Below are 17,294 nucleotides of genomic sequence, written 5' to 3'. Positions count from 1 at the left end.
ATAAATTAAGTAGGAGTTTTTAGTTTTAAGTTGTTTTATAACTGATAGACATTATGAAAAAAGAAGATTTAATAACGAAATGGTTAGATAACAACCTTAATTCGCAAGAGTTAGAAGCTTTTAAAGAGCTTGATGACTATACTGAATTAATAAGGTTGGACAATGCTATTAAGCGTTTTAAACCGAATCATTTTGATACAGATAGTGAATTAGAAAAATTAAATTTATCCCTCAAAAATAGAACGCAAAAACAAAACAATTGGTTAAAACCGTTGTTACGTGTAGCAGCTGTTATAACCATTTGTTTTGGGTTCTATTATTTCACTTCAAATATAGACACAAGTATAAAAACAGAAATTGCGCAAAAGGAAAGCATTAGCTTGCCTGATGAATCTCAAGTTATTTTAAATGCCATGTCTACTTTAACATACAACGACAATAATTGGGATAGTAATAGAAATTTAGACCTTAATGGCGAAGCTTATTTTAAAGTAGCTAAAGGAGAAAAGTTTACTGTAAACACAACATCTGGTTCTATTTCTGTATTAGGCACAGAATTTAATGTAAAAAACAGAGACGACCTTTTTGAGGTTATTTGCTATGAAGGTAGTGTTAAAGTAGAAAGTGAATTACATTCTAAAATTTTAAAACCTGGAGAGCGCTTTTTAATTTTAGATAATATTTTTATAAAAGACCTAACAGTAATAGAAACAAATCCGTATTGGATTAATAACGAAAGTGCCTTTAAAAGCATGCCGTTTTCACAAGTTATTGCAGAGTTTGAAAGACAATATAACGTATCAATAGACGTTAATAATATTAACACAAAGAAGCTATTTACAGGAAGTTTTGGACATGATAATATTGACGTCGCTATTAAAGCAATTACAATACCTCTTAACTTAACTTTTACAAGAAATAGTAATAAGATATCGCTAAAGCGTGAGTAACAACTTTAAGATTACGCTCTTAATATTTACCTTTGTTTTTAGTTTTTATAACAGTTTTGCCCAAACTGATAAAACTGAAAAACTACCGCTTGCCTCAATTTTAAAAACTATAGAAACACGTTTTAGTATTCGATTTACTTATGCAGATATAGCTGTAAAAGATAAAAATCTTATTGCTCCTTCTCAAGACTTATCCTTTAACGAAACACTAACCTATTTAGAAATAAAAACAGGTTTAGATTTTAAAATTATAAATAGTCGTTTTGTGGCTATTGTAAAATCTACATCAGGAAACAAACCAGTAGAACAACTTGAAGTAGTATATTTAAACAGCTATTTAACATCTGGTTTAGAAAAAAGTAAAACAGGAGAAATAGTTTTAAAACCAAAGCAATTTGGCATTTTACCTGGGTTAATAGAACCAGATGTTTTACAAACTATTCAAGCCCTTCCAGGTGTTTTAAGTATAGACGAAAGTGTATCTAACCTTAATATTCGTGGTGGAACGCATGACCAAAACTTAATACTTTGGGATGGAATAAAGATGTATCAATCTGGGCATTTTTTTGGTATGATATCTGCTTTTAACCCTTATCTCACCAAAGAAGTTATTGTCTCAAAAAATGGCACAAGTGCCATCTATGGAGATGGTGTATCTAGTACTATAGATATGCGTTTAGATAATACTATTAATAAAAAAAATACGTTTGGAGCTGGTATAGATTTAATTCAAGCTGATGCCTTTGCTAAACTTAAATTAAAGGACAATTTAGAGTTTCAAATAGCTGGTAGACGCTCTATTACAGATGCCATAGAAACACCTACTTATAATAGGTATTTTGATCGTATTTTTCAAAACACAGATAGCCATTCAAATCAAAGTAATACTTCTAATGAATCTTTTTATTTTTACGATGTAAGTGCTAAACTATTATACGATTTATCTAAAAAAGATAAAATAAGATTAAGCTTTACCTCGATTTTTAATGCTTTAGATTATCTTGAAAACACTGCTAACACGTCTCGTAAAAGTAATATTACGCAAGGTAATATCGCATCTGGAATATCATATAATAGACAATGGGATAAAACTTTGAGTACTAATTTAAAAGTTCAATTTTCTAATTATAATCTTAATGCCACAAATTTTGATATAGCAAATAACCAAGAACTCATTCAAAAAAATGAAGTTTTAGATAATAGCATTATTTTTAAAACATTAATCGATTTTAATGATCGTTTTAATTGGCTTATAGGTTATCAATATAATGAAGTTGGCATTACTAATTTAGAAGACATTAATAATCCCGCATTTAGAAGTAATATAAAACGTGTTGTAGAAACTCATGCTACTTTTAGTGAAGTTAATTTTTCTTCTGAAAATAAAAACACACATTTAAAAATTGGAGCAAGAAGTAATTATTACAAACCATTTAACTTACTATTTGTAGAACCAAGATTGAGTATTAATCAACGTTTCTTAGATCATTTTAAAGTAGAGTTTCTAGCAGAATTTAAAAGCCAAGCCACATCACAAGTTATAGATCGACAAAATGATTTTTTAGGTATAGAAAAACGGCGTTGGGTTTTAGCTAACAATACAACCTTCCCAATAATACGAAGTACCCAAACCTCTTTAGGATTACATTATAACAAAAACAATTTACTCATTAGTGCTGAAATTTTTTCTAAGAAAGTAGAAGGTATTACAACCCGAAGCCAAGGGTTCCAAAATCAATTTCAAAGCATTAACGCTATTGGACAATACAATACTAAAGGTTTCGATTTTTTAATTAATAAACAGTTTGCAAATATGAGTACTTGGTTAAGTTATTCGTTTAGCAATAATGAATATAACTTTCCAACTTTAAATAATGCTCAAGATTTTTCAAATAATACAAATTTAGTTCATGCTATAACTTTTGCTAAGACTTATACAATAAAGAATTTAAAATTAGCTTTAGGTGTAAATTGGCGTTCTGGAAGACCAATAACAACTCCAAATTCTGAAACACCAGTTTTTGATGATACAATAAACTACAATACTCCTAACAGTTCTAATTTAAGTGACTATTTTAGAACAGACTTCTCTTCTACTTACAGTTTTTATTTAGCTAAAAAGGTAAAAGCTAAAGTTGGTATCTCTATTTGGAATCTTCTTAATCGCAAGAATATTTTAAATACTTACTATATTCTAAATCCTGACGATTCTATTTCTAAAATTGAAAACGAATCGCTTGGTTTTACACCTAATATTAACTTTCGTGTAGCTTTTTAGAAGCATGATTTTGTCAACAAAATTAACTAATTTCGTTTAACGTCTGATAAAAAACATTAAAACGATTTTTTATCAACGAAATATTGTATGCCATTTGAGAAAATGAAGAAAAAACAAACAAAACACATAAAATTTCAAAACCAACAAAATACAAGAGCACATTTTGATATCGTCAAACTAGAGGAGTTATATCAACGAACCGATCTAGACCATTCCATAGAAGCACATCATAAAGTAGAGTTTTATATTCTCTTATTTATCGAAAAAGGGAATGGGTTTCACGCAATAGATTTTACAGATTATAAATGTTCAAAAGGTACTTTACTTACTATAAGAAAAGACCAAATTCATAAATTTTTTAAAAGCCAAAAGCTAAAAGGCTCACTGCTACTTTTTACCAATGAATTTTTAGTGAGTTATCTAGAAAAAATTGAAGCGCAAAAAACAATGTTGCTATTTAACGAACAATTAGGTGTTCCAAAAATACAATTAAGTGATTCGGAATTTAAAAATATTCAGCAAATCATAAAGCGAATTAATGATGAGTATTTTTCTGTAAATGACGGTCATTCTTTAAGTATTATAAGAAGCGAATTACATATTTTAATTACCAAACTATTTCGAATAAAATCAGAAGGAAAACAATTTAATTTTGAAAAAAAATATCTAAATGAATTTATCGAATTTCAAAGATTGGTAGAAAAAAACGTTAATAAAACTCTAAAAATCAAAGATTTTGCTAGTCTAATGGGGGTAAGCACCAAAACCATAAATACAATTACAAAGAATATTGTTAATAAATCTGCAAAACAATTTGTAGATGAAATTTCTACTAAACAGATTAAAAGGTTGCTACTTAACACTAATTTATCCATTAAAGAAATTGCTTACAAATCTGGTTTCGAAGAAACAACAAACTTCTACAAATATTTTAAAAGACAAACCGAAACCACTCCTGAACAATTTAGAATAGGAAAATAGTTTTTCTCATTTTTACAGTCTTTAATCTTTTTTTTATAGTTAAATAATTTAACTGTGCAAGTACTTTTGTAACAACATTAAATAAAAACTATAAATGAGTACATTATATATAAATAGAGTAAGTCAAAAATTAGACGTCCTACACAGTGATGCAAAAAATGACTTTATGCGAATGGGTAAAGGAATAATAAAATCTATGTTCCGTCCAATGCAGCCCGACGATTTTAAAGACGCATACCTTCCTATTTCTAGAGAGCAAGGCAAAGAAATAAGCAAAATAATCATAGAAAATAACTTTAAAAATGTTGTAGAATTTGGTACATCTTTTGGAATTTCAACAATTTATTTAGCAGATGCTGTTCGTACAACTGACGGAAAAGTAATTACTACTGAACTATTAGAAAGCAAAGCAATAAAAGCTAAACAGAATATTGATGATGTAGGTTTAAGCGATTACGTTGAAATACGAATTGGCGATGCTATGGAGACTCTTAAAACGCTTTCGAAACCAATCGATTTTTTATTTCTCGATGGCTGGAAAAATTTATACCTACCGCTTTTTCAGCTATTAGAACCTCTATTTAATAAAGGTACTTTAATCTACGCAGATAATATGGATATGTCTGACACGCATAATTATGCGAGCTATTTATTAAGTAAAAAGAATGAATATAACACACAATCTATTCAAAATGGGAAAGTGTATTTAAGCAAATTTTTATAACCATTAAAATCAATAAAGAATGAAAATCACAAAAATCATCTTAATGCTTACTGTATTAATAGGTTTAGTAAGCTGCGGAAACAAAGAAAAAAAAATGAAGAATACAGTATTAGAAGTAACCACTTTTTCACTTAAAACAACAGCAAATAGCCAAACATTTAATAAGCTAGACTCAAAAATTCAAGATAATTTCACAAGCAAACAACCTGGTTTTATTAGACGCGAAAGCGGTGTTAATGAAAATGGAGTTTATACAGTAATAGTTTATTGGAAAACTATGACAGATGCAGAAGCATCAATGAAAAAATTTATGGGAGATGTCTCAGTTGCAGATTATGCAAGTATGATTGAAGGTTCTACAATGAAAATGAATCGTTATACTATCAATACGGATTTTAATGCAAATAATAGTAAGTTTATAGAAATGATGTCTTTTAATTTGAATGATAATATTGACAAAACAGCATTCAATGCAATAAACGAGAAAGTAGCAGATAAAACAGCTACTCAAAAAGGATTTATACAACGTATAACAGGTGTTGATGAATCAGGAAAACAAGTTGTATTAATCTATTGGGATACTCAAGAAGACTCAAATGCTTATTTACAGCCATTTATGAATAATTCCACTTCAAAAGAATTTATGGGAATGATGAACCAACCTTCAATAGTTATGACTCGTTCTCAAGTACTCACTTATTTAAAAGAAACAGAAATGACAAACAAAAACAAAGTAGTTGCATTATTAAATAGTTTTAATAATGGAGACAAAACACCAATTTCTTACATCAATCCTGAAAAGTACATACAGCACAACCTAGGAGTTGCTGATGGTTTAGCTGGTTTTGGAGCTGTAATGCAAAATGCACCAGAAGGAGGTTTTAAAGCTAATGTAATTAGAGCTTTTGAAGATGGAGAATATGTATTTACACATACAGAATATGATTTTTTTGGACCAAAAGCTGGTTTTGATGTTTTTAGATTTGAAAACGGACTTATTGTAGAGCATTGGGATAATTTGTTGGAGGTTCAAAAACCAAATCCAAGCGGCAGAACACAATTTGACGGAGCAACCGAAATCAAAGATTTAGACAAAACTGAAGCTAATAAAAAAATAGTTGCCAATTTTATTGAAAAAGTATTGCTAGGTCACGAAATGGACAAGTTGACTACATATATCAATCCTGAAAAATACTTACAACACAATCCTGCCGTTGCAGATGGTTTAGATGGTTTTGGTGCAGCAATGAAATATTTTGCAGAAAACGGACTTGTTATGGAATATACTAAACTACACAAAGTATTAGGCGAAGGAAATTTTGTTCTTTCAATAAGTGAAGGGAAGTTTGATAAAGGCGAGCATACTGCATTTTACGATTTATTTAGACTTGAAGATGGGAAAATAGTAGAACATTGGGATGTAATTAGTACTATTCCATCACAATCAGAATGGAAAAATAATAACGGAAAATTCTAAACATAAAGAATAAAAAACGGTACACAAGATAGTGTATAAGCTATAGCGGTTTAAGTGGAAACTTGAACCGTTTTTTCGTTTTATTAAAGTATACTTAAACCTGAAAAGTAGTTGGGTAAAAACCGCTAAACGAAATACTGAAACTTAATCACGAATCAAAGGCATTGTACTGCAACGTAACAAACCTTCTTGCTTTGCAATTTCTGCATAAGGTACTTCTTCTACTGTAAATCCTTTTTCTCTTAACCAAGTATTTAAACGTGTGAAGTTTTGTTCAGAAATAATAACGTCTTCAGAGATAGAGAATATATTACTATTCATATTATACATCTCCTCTTTTGTAATTTCAAAAATGTTGTCTTTTCCAAAATAATCCACCAACCATTCATATTCACGATCTACTAGAAATCCGTTTTTATGTAATATGGCTTTATCTGTTCCAATAGGCTGAAAACAACAGTCTAAATGTAATGCGTTTTCTTTAGGATCTACATTATCTTTTCTAAGCTCAAAGGCTTTTACTATTCTATCTGGAAATTGTTCTTGTAAAGCGATTACAGCATCTGTATTAGTTCGTGCTGTAATATAATCTGGATAATCTTCTCCAGAATATGTTCCAATAAAAATATAATTATCCCAAGGCATGACATCGCCACCTTCGACATGACATTCTTCTGGTAATTCAATAATCTTTTCAGGATTAATTTGATCTAAAACATGTTGTATTGCTTCGTATTCACGTTCACGATCTGGTAAAATATTTGCTTTAACTAATTTATCATCAATTACAAATGCAATATCTCTTGAAAATATTTGATTATAATTTTCAATAATTTCAGGTCTAAATACCTGAACGTCGTACTTTTTAAAAACGGCAGCTACGGCTTCCATTTCATTTACCATATCTTCTTCAACTGGATAGGTTCCAGCTAAGACATGTAATTTACTTTTGGGATCGTAACAATCTTCTGCTTTTGGAGTTGGACCATTACTTTTTGCAGTACCTAAAACAACAGCTCTTAAGCGTGAAGTTTCGTTTTTTACGTTTAGTTTTAGCATAGCGTAAATATAAAAAAAGCTTCATAATTTCTTATGAAGCTTAGTATATAAAATTTTAATTTTATCTTTTGTCTAAAGCTTTAAATGCTCTATAATTTTCTCCAATATAAACTTGTCTTGGACGTCCAATTGGCTCCTTACGTGCTCTCATTTCTTTCCATTGTGCAATCCAACCTGGTAAACGACCTAAAGCAAACATTACTGTAAACATTTCTACAGGTATTCCCATAGCTCTATAAATTATTCCAGAATAGAAATCTACATTTGGATATAACTTACGTTTTACAAAATACTCATCACTTAATGCTTCAGAAGCTAATCCTTTTGCTATATCTAATACTGGATCTTCAATACCTAAATCACCTAGCACTTCGTCTGCAGCTACTTTAATAATTTTAGCTCTTGGATCAAAGTTTTTATAAACTCTATGCCCAAAGCCCATTAAGCGGAAAGGATCTGCTTTATCTTTAGCTTTAGCCATAAACTTTTTAGTATCGCCTCCATCTTCTTTGATAGCTTCTAGCATTTCTAGAACTGCTTGATTAGCTCCACCGTGTAATGGTCCCCAAAGGGCAGAAATCCCCGAAGATAAAGATGCAAATAAACCAGCATGAGAAGACCCTACAATTCTTACTGTAGATGTAGAACAGTTTTGTTCATGATCTGCATGCAAGATTAATAATTTGTCTAAAGCATTTACTAGTATTTCATTTTGCTTGTATTCTTCATTTGGTTTTTCGAACATCATTTTTAAAATGTTCTCAACATAGCCTAATGAATTATCTCCATAATTTAATGGTAAACCACTTTTCTTACGCATAGTCCAAGCTACTAATACAGGAAATTTCCCCATGATCTTCACAACAGTCTTATACATATCTTCTTCAGAATCTACGTTTACTGAAGAAGGATTAAATGCTGTTAAAGCACTTGTTAAAGAAGATAACACTCCCATTGGATGTGCTGCTTTAGGAAAAGCATCTAATATTTTCTTAATATCGTCATCAACTACAGATTCTTCTTTAATATCTGCATGAAACTTATCCAACTGTTCTTTATTTGGTAATTCACCAAAAATTAATAAATACGCAACTTCAAGAAAATCTGCTTTTTCTGCTAAATCTTCAATAGCATACCCTCGGTACCTTAAGATACCTTCTTCTCCATTTAAAAATGTAATACCACTTTCACAAGAACCAGTATTTTTATAACCTGGGTCTATTGTTGTGATACCACCCGTAGCTCCTCTAAGGGTTTTTACATCTATTGCAACTTCATTTTCTGTTCCTGTAATAAGAGGAAACTCGTACTTTTGTCCATCTATTTCTAGCGTAGCAGTTTTTGACATATTTTTATTTGAATTTTCTTGTTTTTTTGCGGATTGCTAATTTACAAAATAAGTCGCGATTTATCCAATTAGTTAACAAAGGATTTAACAATTATAATATTGTTAAAAGTTATGGCATAAAAAAAGCGATTATTATAAAATAAATAATCGCTTTTAATTGTATTTAATAAAATATTACTGCTTTACTTTAAAGGCTTTTTCTTTAGGATAATAAGCTACGTTTCCTAGTTCTTCTTCAATACGTATTAACTGATTGTATTTTGCCATACGATCACTACGTGAAGCAGAACCTGTTTTTATTTGCCCACAATTTAACGCTACAGCTAAATCTGCAATAGTATTATCTTCTGTTTCACCAGATCTATGTGACATTACAGAAGTATAGCCTGCATTATGCGCCATATTTACAGCAGCAATTGTCTCTGTTAAAGTTCCTATTTGGTTTACTTTAATTAAAATAGAATTGGCTATATCTTGACTAATTCCTTTAGATAAACGCTCTACATTAGTAACATATAAGTCGTCTCCAACTAATTGTACTTTATCTCCAATTTGTTCTGTTAAATATTTCCAGCCTTCCCAATCATTTTCATCCATACCATCTTCTATAGAGATAATTGGATAATTACGAGATAATTCTGCTAAATAGTCTGCTTGCTCTTTACTTGTTCTTTCTTTTCCTGATTCTCCTTCAAATTTTGTATAATCGTATTTTCCGTCTACATAAAACTCTGCTGCTGCACAATCTAAAGCAATCATAATATCATCTCCTAAAGTATAACCTGCGTTTTTTACAGCTATAGCAATAGTATCTAAAGCATCTTCTGTACCATCTAAAGTTGGAGCAAAACCACCTTCATCACCAACTGCAGTACTTAGGTTTCTATCATGTAATACTTTCTTTAAATTATGAAAAATTTCGGTTCCCATTTGTAAAGCATGAGAAAAATTATCTGCTTTTACAGGCATTACCATAAACTCTTGAAATGCTATTGGTGCATCACTATGCGATCCTCCATTTATAATATTCATCATTGGTACTGGAAGTGTGTTGGCACTAACACCTCCAACATATCTATATAATGGCATACCAAGTTCTGCTGCTGCTGCTTTAGCAACTGCTAATGACACTCCTAAAATAGCATTCGCTCCTAATTTAGATTTGTTTGGAGTACCATCTATCTCACACATTAAAGTATCAATATAATTTTGTTCAAATACATTTACTCCTAAAAGCTCTTCAGCAAGAATAGAATTTACATTATCTACAGCTTTAGTAACGCCTTTGCCCATAAATTTATCACCACCATCTCTAAGTTCTACAGCTTCATGTTCTCCAGTTGATGCTCCAGAAGGCACTGCTGCTCTTCCAACATATCCGTTTTCTGTCTCTACATCTACTTCTACTGTAGGATTACCTCTTGAATCGAAAATTTGTCTTGCGTGAACGTTGATTATAATACTCATAAGTTGATTTTATTTTAATAAACCCCAAATTTACAGTTAAATTCTGGGTTGTAAATAGTTTTCCTTTCAGAAATATTGAAATTTTACTCTATAACGTTTTAGTAAAATAAGAAAGGCAATAAAACTATATTTTTATTGCCTTTTTTATATTATTTAGATTTTATATTATTAATAAATTCATCAAATAAATATGATGAATCGTGTGGTCCAGGACTAGCTTCTGGATGATATTGTACAGAAAATACATTTTTAGATTTCATTTTAATTCCTGCTACTGTATCATCATTTAAATGTACATGAGTAATTTCTACATCACTATGAGCTTCTGTCTCTTCCCTATTAATGGCAAACCCATGATTTTGAGAAGTAATCTCACCTTTACCAGTAACTAAGTTTTTAACTGGATGGTTTATACCTCTATGCCCATTATGCATTTTATAAGTAGAAATACCATTTGCTAACGCAATAACTTGATGTCCTAAACAAATACCAAATAATGGTAAATCTCTTTCTATAACTTCTTTAGCTAATGCTTGCGCTTCTACTAAAGGTTCTGGGTCTCCAGGTCCATTAGATAGAAAATAACCATTAGGATTCCATGCACTTAATTCATCAAAAGTAGAATTATATGGAAACACTTTTATGTAAGCACCTCTTTTAGATAGGTTACGTAATATATTCTTTTTAATACCTATATCCAAAGCAGCGATTTTAATTTCGGCATTTTCATCACCAACAAAATATGGTACTTTAGTTGATACTTTTGAAGCCAATTCTAAACCATTCATATCTGGTGTAGCTGCTAATTCTTTTTTAAGACCGTCAATATTATCTATATCTGTTGAAATAACAGCATTCATAGCTCCGTTATCACGAATATATGCTACTAATGCACGAGTATCTACATCAGATATTGCTAATAAATTATTTTCATTAAGAAAATCTTCTAAAGAACCATCTGAATCATCACGAGAAAACTCGTAACTAAAGTTCTTACAAATAAGACCTGCTATTTTAATAGAATCTGATTCTACTTCATTTTTATTTACTCCGTAATTACCAATATGTGCATTGGTAGTTACCATTAATTGTCCATAATAGGATGGATCTGTAAAGATTTCTTGGTAACCAGTCATTCCAGTATTGAAACAAACCTCTCCAAATGCACTTCCTTCTTTACCTACAGCTTTCCCGTGAAAAATTGTTCCATCTGCTAATAGGATTAATGCTTTTTTTAATTTTTGATATTTCATTATAGTAGTTGTGTATTCTTATTTCCGTTAACACGGTGAACAAAAGTTTTGCAAAAATCTAAAAAAAAAAGGATAAACTAAAATAGTTTATCCTTTATATATTAAATGCTTATTAACATTATTCTTCTTCGTTTGAAGCTTGCGTTTGAGCTGGTGCAGCAGTAGCTTTTCCTCCTCTACGACTTCTACGTGTAGTTTTCTTAGCTTTTTTATCTGCGTTATAGATTTCATTATAATCTACTAACTCAATCATTGCCATATCAGCATTATCTCCTAAACGATTACCTAACTTGATAATACGTGTGTAACCACCTGGACGATCACCAACTTTAGCAGCTATATCTCTAAATAATTCTGTAACAGCTTCTTTTTGACGTAATCTTGAAAATACTATACGACGATTATGTGTAGTATCTTGTTTAGATTTTGTAATCATTGGCTCAACGAATTGTTTTAAAGCTTTTGCTTTAGCAACTGTAGTGTTGATACGTTTGTGCTCTATTAAAGAACAAGCCATGTTTGCTAACATTGCTTTTCTATGAGCAGTTTGTCTACCTAAGTGGTTTACTTTTTTTCCGTGTCTCATGACATTTTGTTTTAATCACCATCTTGCTCAACTCTCTTTCAAGGAGCAAAATATGATGTATTAGTCTTTATCTAGTTTGTATTTTGATAAGTCCATCCCGAAATTAAGACCTTTAACATTCACTAATTCTTCTAGCTCTGTTAAAGATTTCTTACCGAAGTTACGGAACTTCATTAAATCATTTTTATTGAATGATACTAAGTCTCCTAAAGTATCTACTTCAGCAGCTTTTAAACAGTTAAGTGCACGTACAGATAAATCCATATCTACTAACTTAGTTTTAAGTAACTGTCTCATGTGAAGTGATTCTTCATCATAAGTTTCAGTTTGTGCAATTTCATCAGCTTCTAATGTGATACGCTCATCAGAGAATAACATGAAGTGGTGAATTAATGTTTTTGCTGCTTCTGTTAAAGCATCTTGAGGCGTAATAGAACCATCAGATTGGATTTCGAAAACTAATTTTTCGTAATCTGTCTTTTGCTCTACACGGTAGTTCTCAATACTATACTTAACATTTTTTATTGGTGTATAAATTGAATCTGTAAAGATTGTTCCTATTGGAGCTGAAGCCTTTTTATTTTCTTCTGCAGGAACATAACCTCTTCCCTTTTCAATTGTAATTTCCATAGAAACATTCACCTTAGGATCTAAGTTACAGATTACTAATTCTGAATTTAATACTTGGAAACCTGAAATGAATTTCTGAAAATCACCTGCTGTAATTTTATCTTGACCTGAAATAGATATAGAAACAGATTCGTTATCTACATCTTCTATTTGACGCTTAAAACGCATTTGTTTTAAGTTCAAAATAATTTCAGTAACATCTTCTACTACACCAGCCATTGTTGAAAATTCGTGATCCACGCCTTCTATTCTAACAGATGTAATTGCAAATCCTTCTAAAGAAGATAATAAAACTCTTCTAAGAGCATTTCCTACTGTTAAACCGTAACCTGGTTCTAATGGTCTGAATTCGAATTTACCTTCGAAATCAGTAGAATCAATCATTATTACTTTGTCGGGCTTCTGAAAATTGAATACTGCCATATTTTTCTTCGTTTTAATTGTTATTTGGTTGCGCGATCTATAAGTTTGAAGAAGACAAATAAATCCTTTGGCCAAATACCAATATGATTAATTTATTATTTAGAGTATAATTCTACGATGAATTGCTCGTTAATGTTTTCTGGAATTTGGATTCTAGCAGGAATAGAAACATAAGTCCCTTCTTTTTTCTCACTGTTCCATGTAATCCACTCGAATACATTACTTGAGTTAGATAAAGATCTCTCAATAGTTTCAAGCGACTTAGACTTTTCTCTTACAGCTACAACATCTCCAGCTTTTAATTGGTAAGAAGGAACATTTACTAATTCACCATTTACTGTAATATGTCTGTGAGATACTAATTGTCTACCAGCACTTCTTGAAGGAGCGATACCCATTCTGAATACTACGTTATCTAAACGAGATTCACATAATTGTAACAATACTTCACCTGTAATTCCAGGTGCTGCAGTTGCTTTTTTAAACATGTTTCTGAATTGACGCTCTAATACACCATATGTATATTTAGCCTTTTGCTTTTCCATTAATTGGATTGCATATTCAGATTTTTTTCCACGTCTTCTATTGTTTCCGTGTTGTCCTGGAGGATAATTTCTTTTTTCAAAAGCTTTATCTTCTCCAAAGATTGCCTCGCCAAATTTACGAGCTATTTTAGTTTTAGGACCAGTATATCTTGCCATTTCTAATTGTTTTTTGAGAGTGATTATGAATTAAGGTCTTAATCTTATCCTTCGATAATCGTTGATCTCTCGTTGATACTTGTTAATTATTTTTTCAGTTTGCAAATTTACATAAAAAAACAACATCAGCTATGTAATATAGCTGATATTAATTTTTATAAAATATATAAATTATACTCTTCTACGTTTTGGAGGACGACATCCATTGTGAGGTAATGGAGTAACATCAATAATTTCTGTTACTTCAATTCCTGAATTGTGGATAGAACGAATAGCAGATTCTCTACCATTTCCTGGTCCTTTTACGTATACTTTTACTTTCTTTAAACCAGCTTCTTTAGCTACTCCTGAAGCATCTTCAGCACATAACTGAGCTGCATATGGTGTGTTCTTTTTAGAACCTCTAAATCCCATTTTACCTGCAGATGACCATGAAATTACGTCACCTTTTTTGTTAGTAAGAGAGATAATGATATTGTTGAAAGAAGCAGTAATGTGAGCTTCACCTACAGATTCAACTATAACTTTACGTTTTTTAGTACTTGTCTTTGCCATGTTTTTCTAGTTCTTAGTTTATTAGTTGATAGTCGCTAGAATCCTAAACCTACATAAAATTTCAAACAGATTCTTTCCAACGTCTAAACACTAAAGACTAAATTTCTTATTATTATTTAGTTGCTTTCTTCTTATTAGCAACTGTTTTTCTTCTACCTTTTCTAGTTCTAGAATTGTTTTTAGTACGTTGACCTCTTAAAGGTAAACCAGCTCTATGACGAATACCTCTGTAACATCCAATATCCATTAATCGCTTAATGTTTAATTGTGTTTCAGAACGTAATTCACCTTCAATAGTATATGTTCCAACAGCTTCACGGATTGCTCCAATTTGATCATCTGTCCAATCCTGTACTTTGATGCTTTCGTCTACTTTAGCTGTTGCTAAAATTTCTACTGCTCTACTTCTACCTACTCCGTAGATATAAGTTAAAGAGATTACTCCTCTTTTCTGTTTTGGTATGTCTACACCTGCAATTCTTGCCATAATTACCCTTGTCTTTGTTTGAATCTAGGATTCTTTTTGTTAATGACGTAAAGTCTGCCTTTTCTTCGTACGATCTTACAATCTGCACTTCTTTTTTTAACTGATGCTCTTACTTTCATAAGTCTTAGTATCTATAAGTTATTCGAGCCTTAGTTAAATCGTAAGGACTCATTTCTAATTTTACTTTATCACCTGGTAACAATTTAATGTAATGCATACGCATTTTACCAGATATGTGTGCTGTCACAATGTGACCATTCTCTAATTCAACACGAAACATAGCATTAGATAATGCTTCTATTATTGTTCCGTCTTGTTCTATTGCTGCTTGTTTTGCCATAGTATAATATATTAAGCTACTGCTTTTCTATTTTTACCAGTTTTCATTAAGCCGTCATAGTGTCTATTTAACAAGTAAGAATTTACTTGTTGCATAGTGTCAATTGCAACTCCAACCATAATTAAAAGTGATGTACCTCCAAAAAACAATGCCCAACCAGATTGCACACCCATTAGCTTAAATACAAATGCTGGGAACACAGCTATTAAAGCTAAGAATATAGAACCAGGTAGTGTAATTTGAGACATAATTTTGTCTAAATATTCTGAAGTTTCAGAACCTGGACGAATACCAGGAATAAAACCACCACTACGTTTTAAATCGTCTGCCATTTTGTTTGTTGGTACTGTAATCGCCGTATAGAAATATGTAAATATTATAATTAATAAAGCGAATACTAAATTATACCAAAATCCAAACATATCAGAAAAGTTAGCTTGCATCCAAGCTCCAGCAGAAGTATCTTTTAATAAAGATGATCCTCCAATTAAACCTGGAACAAACATAATTGCTTGAGCAAAGATAATTGGCATAACTCCAGAAGCATTAAGCTTTAATGGAATAAACTGTCTCGCTCCTCCAAATACATTTTTCTCATAACCTCCAGTTGCAGATCTTCTAGCATATTGTACAGCTATTTTTCTAACTGCCATTACTAATAGAATTGATGCTGCGATAATAGCAAACCATATAACCATTTCAAAAAGAATCATCATTACATTATTTCCAGTATCTAATCTAGATGCTGCATTTTGTAAAAATGATTTTGGTAATGTAGCAATAATACCTACCATAATTAATAATGAAATACCATTACCAATTCCTTTATCTGTAATTTTTTCACCTAACCACATTGCAAAAATACAGCCAGTTACTAGAATTACTATAGATGAGAAATAGAATACGCCACCTTGACCTAACAAGAATGCAGAATCTGGAATACCAAACATTGGGCCTAAACTAGCTAAATAACCTGGCGCTTGTACTAAACAAATACCAATAGTCAACCAACGCGTGATTTGCGTAATTTTCTTTTGCCCACTAGCACCTTCCTTTTGTAATTTTTGTAAATAAGGAATTGCTATTCCCATTAATTGCACTACAATTGAAGCGGAGATATAAGGCATAATACCTAATGCAAATACTGAAGCATTTGCAAATGCTCCACCTGTAAAGGCATTTAATAAACCAAAAATACCACCACCGCCAGCTTCATTTTGTAAATTAGTTAATTGAGCTGCATCTATACCAGGAAGTACAACTTGTGCTCCAAAACGGTATACTAATAATAAACCTAATGTAAATATGATTCGGTTTCTTAGCTCCTCAATTTTCCAAACATTCTTTAACGTTTCTATAATTTTCATATTCTTTAATAGGTCTTATAAAGTTCCTGCTTCTCCACCAGCAGCTTCAATAGCAGCTTTAGCAGTAGCAGTAAATTTATGTGCAGTTACATTTAATTTAGCTTTTAATTCTCCTCTTCCTAAGATTTTCACTAGTTCATTCTTTCCAGCTAAACCTAAAGAAACGATAGTATCAAAGTCTAATGTATCTTTAATTTTCTTATCATCAACTAATTGTTGTAAAGTATCTAAGTTTATTCCTTGATATTCTTTACGGTTGATGTTTGTAAAACCAAACTTAGGTACACGTCTTTGAATAGGCATTTGACCACCTTCAAAACCTACCTTCTTAGAATAACCAGAACGAGACTTTGCTCCTTTGTGACCACGTGTAGCAGTACCACCTTTACCAGAACCTTGTCCTCTACCTATTCTTTTACCTTGGTTTTTTACTGAACCTTCTGCAGGTTTTAAATTACTTAAATTCATTTCAGTATATTGTTATTTAGTTTCTTCTACAGAAACTAAGTGATTAACTTTTCTTACCATTCCTAAAATATTAGGAGTGTTTTCGTGCTCAACAGTTTGACCAATCTTTTTTAAACCTAAAGCTAATAATGTTAACTTTTGTCTTTTAGTACGATTGATTGCGCTCTTAACTTTTGTTACTTTTATTTTTGCCATTTCTG

19 protein-coding genes are annotated in these 17,294 nt (G+C 31.1%); 5 read left to right on the top strand and 14 right to left on the bottom strand.

Annotated features, from left to right (window positions below; genetic code table 11):
* Positions 1 to 53: 53 nt before the first annotated feature.
* The 5 genes from Q0997_RS13980 to Q0997_RS13960 all read left to right on the top strand — a co-directional run bounded on the left by Q0997_RS13980 (position 54) and on the right by Q0997_RS13960 (position 6,410).
* Positions 54 to 950, top strand: coding sequence for a FecR family protein (locus Q0997_RS13980; protein WP_299889902.1), 897 nt, complete (start codon positions 54 to 56; stop codon positions 948 to 950).
* Positions 943 to 3,228: a TonB-dependent siderophore receptor gene (locus tag Q0997_RS13975; protein ID WP_299889901.1), complete on the top strand. Its 2,286-nt coding sequence runs from the start codon at positions 943 to 945 to the stop codon at positions 3,226 to 3,228. The genes Q0997_RS13980 and Q0997_RS13975 overlap by 8 nt, the downstream gene beginning before the upstream one ends.
* Positions 3,229 to 3,330: 102 nt before the next feature.
* On the top strand, positions 3,331 to 4,209 hold the full coding sequence (locus tag Q0997_RS13970; protein WP_299889899.1) for a helix-turn-helix domain-containing protein: 879 nt from the start codon (positions 3,331 to 3,333) through the stop codon (positions 4,207 to 4,209).
* A gap of 94 nt (positions 4,210 to 4,303) precedes the next feature.
* Positions 4,304 to 4,933, top strand: coding sequence for an O-methyltransferase (locus tag Q0997_RS13965; protein ID WP_299889897.1), 630 nt, complete (start codon positions 4,304 to 4,306; stop codon positions 4,931 to 4,933).
* 19 nt (positions 4,934 to 4,952) lie between these two features.
* Complete coding sequence (locus Q0997_RS13960; RefSeq protein ID WP_299889896.1) at positions 4,953 to 6,410, top strand: nuclear transport factor 2 family protein; 1,458 nt, start codon at positions 4,953 to 4,955, stop codon at positions 6,408 to 6,410.
* A gap of 144 nt (positions 6,411 to 6,554) precedes the next feature.
* Here Q0997_RS13960 and Q0997_RS13955 read toward each other — a convergent pair whose 3' ends face one another.
* The 14 genes from Q0997_RS13955 to rpmD all read right to left on the bottom strand — a co-directional run bounded on the left by Q0997_RS13955 (position 6,555) and on the right by rpmD (position 17,289).
* Complete coding sequence (locus Q0997_RS13955; RefSeq protein ID WP_299889894.1) at positions 6,555 to 7,469, bottom strand: dimethylarginine dimethylaminohydrolase family protein; 915 nt, start codon at positions 7,467 to 7,469, stop codon at positions 6,555 to 6,557.
* Between the two features lie 61 nt (positions 7,470 to 7,530).
* Positions 7,531 to 8,817 carry a citrate synthase gene (locus tag Q0997_RS13950; RefSeq protein WP_299889893.1) on the bottom strand — a complete coding sequence of 429 codons (1,287 nt, stop codon included), beginning with the start codon at positions 8,815 to 8,817 and terminating at the stop codon, positions 7,531 to 7,533.
* Positions 8,818 to 8,991: 174 nt separating this feature from the next.
* On the bottom strand, positions 8,992 to 10,284 hold the full coding sequence (eno, locus tag Q0997_RS13945) for a phosphopyruvate hydratase (RefSeq protein WP_299889891.1): 1,293 nt from the start codon (positions 10,282 to 10,284) through the stop codon (positions 8,992 to 8,994).
* Positions 10,285 to 10,433: 149 nt separating this feature from the next.
* On the bottom strand, positions 10,434 to 11,537 hold the full coding sequence (gene carA / locus Q0997_RS13940; RefSeq protein WP_299889889.1) for a glutamine-hydrolyzing carbamoyl-phosphate synthase small subunit: 1,104 nt from the start codon (positions 11,535 to 11,537) through the stop codon (positions 10,434 to 10,436).
* Between the two features lie 118 nt (positions 11,538 to 11,655).
* The gene (gene rplQ, locus Q0997_RS13935) at positions 11,656 to 12,123 is read right to left on the bottom strand and encodes a 50S ribosomal protein L17 (protein ID WP_299889888.1); all 468 of its coding nucleotides are present in this window, start codon (positions 12,121 to 12,123) and stop codon (positions 11,656 to 11,658) included.
* A gap of 60 nt (positions 12,124 to 12,183) precedes the next feature.
* Positions 12,184 to 13,176 (bottom strand): DNA-directed RNA polymerase subunit alpha, encoded by a 993-nt coding sequence (locus tag Q0997_RS13930; protein ID WP_299889886.1) that lies wholly within the window; start codon positions 13,174 to 13,176, stop codon positions 12,184 to 12,186.
* A gap of 95 nt (positions 13,177 to 13,271) precedes the next feature.
* Complete coding sequence (gene rpsD / locus Q0997_RS13925; protein WP_299889884.1) at positions 13,272 to 13,877, bottom strand: 30S ribosomal protein S4; 606 nt, start codon at positions 13,875 to 13,877, stop codon at positions 13,272 to 13,274.
* Between the two features lie 171 nt (positions 13,878 to 14,048).
* Positions 14,049 to 14,432, bottom strand: coding sequence for a 30S ribosomal protein S11 (gene rpsK / locus Q0997_RS13920; RefSeq protein WP_299889882.1), 384 nt, complete (start codon positions 14,430 to 14,432; stop codon positions 14,049 to 14,051).
* 112 nt (positions 14,433 to 14,544) lie between these two features.
* The gene (gene rpsM / locus Q0997_RS13915) at positions 14,545 to 14,919 is read right to left on the bottom strand and encodes a 30S ribosomal protein S13 (protein ID WP_299889880.1); all 375 of its coding nucleotides are present in this window, start codon (positions 14,917 to 14,919) and stop codon (positions 14,545 to 14,547) included.
* A gap of 2 nt (positions 14,920 to 14,921) precedes the next feature.
* Positions 14,922 to 15,038 (bottom strand): type B 50S ribosomal protein L36, encoded by a 117-nt coding sequence (ykgO, locus tag Q0997_RS13910; protein WP_013305171.1) that lies wholly within the window; start codon positions 15,036 to 15,038, stop codon positions 14,922 to 14,924.
* Positions 15,039 to 15,043: 5 nt separating this feature from the next.
* Positions 15,044 to 15,259: a translation initiation factor IF-1 gene (infA, locus tag Q0997_RS13905; RefSeq protein ID WP_007094967.1), complete on the bottom strand. Its 216-nt coding sequence runs from the start codon at positions 15,257 to 15,259 to the stop codon at positions 15,044 to 15,046.
* Between the two features lie 11 nt (positions 15,260 to 15,270).
* A complete protein-coding gene (gene secY, locus Q0997_RS13900; protein ID WP_299889878.1) occupies positions 15,271 to 16,626 on the bottom strand; it encodes a preprotein translocase subunit SecY in 1,356 nt (451 codons plus the stop codon).
* A gap of 15 nt (positions 16,627 to 16,641) precedes the next feature.
* Positions 16,642 to 17,094, bottom strand: a complete 453-nt coding sequence (rplO, locus tag Q0997_RS13895; RefSeq protein WP_299889876.1) for a 50S ribosomal protein L15 — start codon at positions 17,092 to 17,094, stop codon at positions 16,642 to 16,644.
* A 12-nt stretch (positions 17,095 to 17,106) separates the two neighbouring features.
* Positions 17,107 to 17,289 carry a 50S ribosomal protein L30 gene (gene rpmD / locus Q0997_RS13890; protein WP_267678201.1) on the bottom strand — a complete coding sequence of 61 codons (183 nt, stop codon included), beginning with the start codon at positions 17,287 to 17,289 and terminating at the stop codon, positions 17,107 to 17,109.
* Positions 17,290 to 17,294: the final 5 nt, after the last annotated feature.

Source organism: uncultured Lacinutrix sp. (assembly GCF_947500325.1).
Lineage (GTDB): Bacteria > Bacteroidota > Bacteroidia > Flavobacteriales > Flavobacteriaceae > Lacinutrix.
Note: the sequence above shows the minus strand (reverse complement) of the source record. Positions and strands in the feature narration are given on the sequence as shown.

What these genes read in the sequence shown, in the direction of transcription:
- rplQ (WP_299889888.1), bottom strand. Translation starts at nt 12,123, where the DNA reads ATGAGACACGGAAAAAAAGTAAACCACTTAGGTAGACAAACTGCTCAT.
- Q0997_RS13960 (WP_299889896.1), top strand. Translation starts at nt 4,953, where the DNA reads ATGAAAATCACAAAAATCATCTTAATGCTTACTGTATTAATAGGTTTA.
- eno (WP_299889891.1), bottom strand. Translation starts at nt 10,284, where the DNA reads ATGAGTATTATAATCAACGTTCACGCAAGACAAATTTTCGATTCAAGA.
- infA (WP_007094967.1), bottom strand. Translation starts at nt 15,259, where the DNA reads ATGGCAAAACAAGCAGCAATAGAACAAGACGGAACAATAATAGAAGCA.
- Q0997_RS13950 (WP_299889893.1), bottom strand. Translation starts at nt 8,817, where the DNA reads ATGTCAAAAACTGCTACGCTAGAAATAGATGGACAAAAGTACGAGTTT.
- Q0997_RS13965 (WP_299889897.1), top strand. Translation starts at nt 4,304, where the DNA reads ATGAGTACATTATATATAAATAGAGTAAGTCAAAAATTAGACGTCCTA.
- rplO (WP_299889876.1), bottom strand. Translation starts at nt 17,094, where the DNA reads ATGAATTTAAGTAATTTAAAACCTGCAGAAGGTTCAGTAAAAAACCAA.
- Q0997_RS13980 (WP_299889902.1), top strand. Translation starts at nt 54, where the DNA reads ATGAAAAAAGAAGATTTAATAACGAAATGGTTAGATAACAACCTTAAT.
- Q0997_RS13955 (WP_299889894.1), bottom strand. Translation starts at nt 7,469, where the DNA reads ATGCTAAAACTAAACGTAAAAAACGAAACTTCACGCTTAAGAGCTGTT.
- rpsK (WP_299889882.1), bottom strand. Translation starts at nt 14,432, where the DNA reads ATGGCAAAGACAAGTACTAAAAAACGTAAAGTTATAGTTGAATCTGTA.
- ykgO (WP_013305171.1), bottom strand. Translation starts at nt 15,038, where the DNA reads ATGAAAGTAAGAGCATCAGTTAAAAAAAGAAGTGCAGATTGTAAGATC.
- rpsD (WP_299889884.1), bottom strand. Translation starts at nt 13,877, where the DNA reads ATGGCAAGATATACTGGTCCTAAAACTAAAATAGCTCGTAAATTTGGC.
- secY (WP_299889878.1), bottom strand. Translation starts at nt 16,626, where the DNA reads ATGAAAATTATAGAAACGTTAAAGAATGTTTGGAAAATTGAGGAGCTA.
- rpmD (WP_267678201.1), bottom strand. Translation starts at nt 17,289, where the DNA reads ATGGCAAAAATAAAAGTAACAAAAGTTAAGAGCGCAATCAATCGTACT.
- carA (WP_299889889.1), bottom strand. Translation starts at nt 11,537, where the DNA reads ATGAAATATCAAAAATTAAAAAAAGCATTAATCCTATTAGCAGATGGA.
- Q0997_RS13970 (WP_299889899.1), top strand. Translation starts at nt 3,331, where the DNA reads ATGAAGAAAAAACAAACAAAACACATAAAATTTCAAAACCAACAAAAT.
- rpsM (WP_299889880.1), bottom strand. Translation starts at nt 14,919, where the DNA reads ATGGCAAGAATTGCAGGTGTAGACATACCAAAACAGAAAAGAGGAGTA.
- Q0997_RS13930 (WP_299889886.1), bottom strand. Translation starts at nt 13,176, where the DNA reads ATGGCAGTATTCAATTTTCAGAAGCCCGACAAAGTAATAATGATTGAT.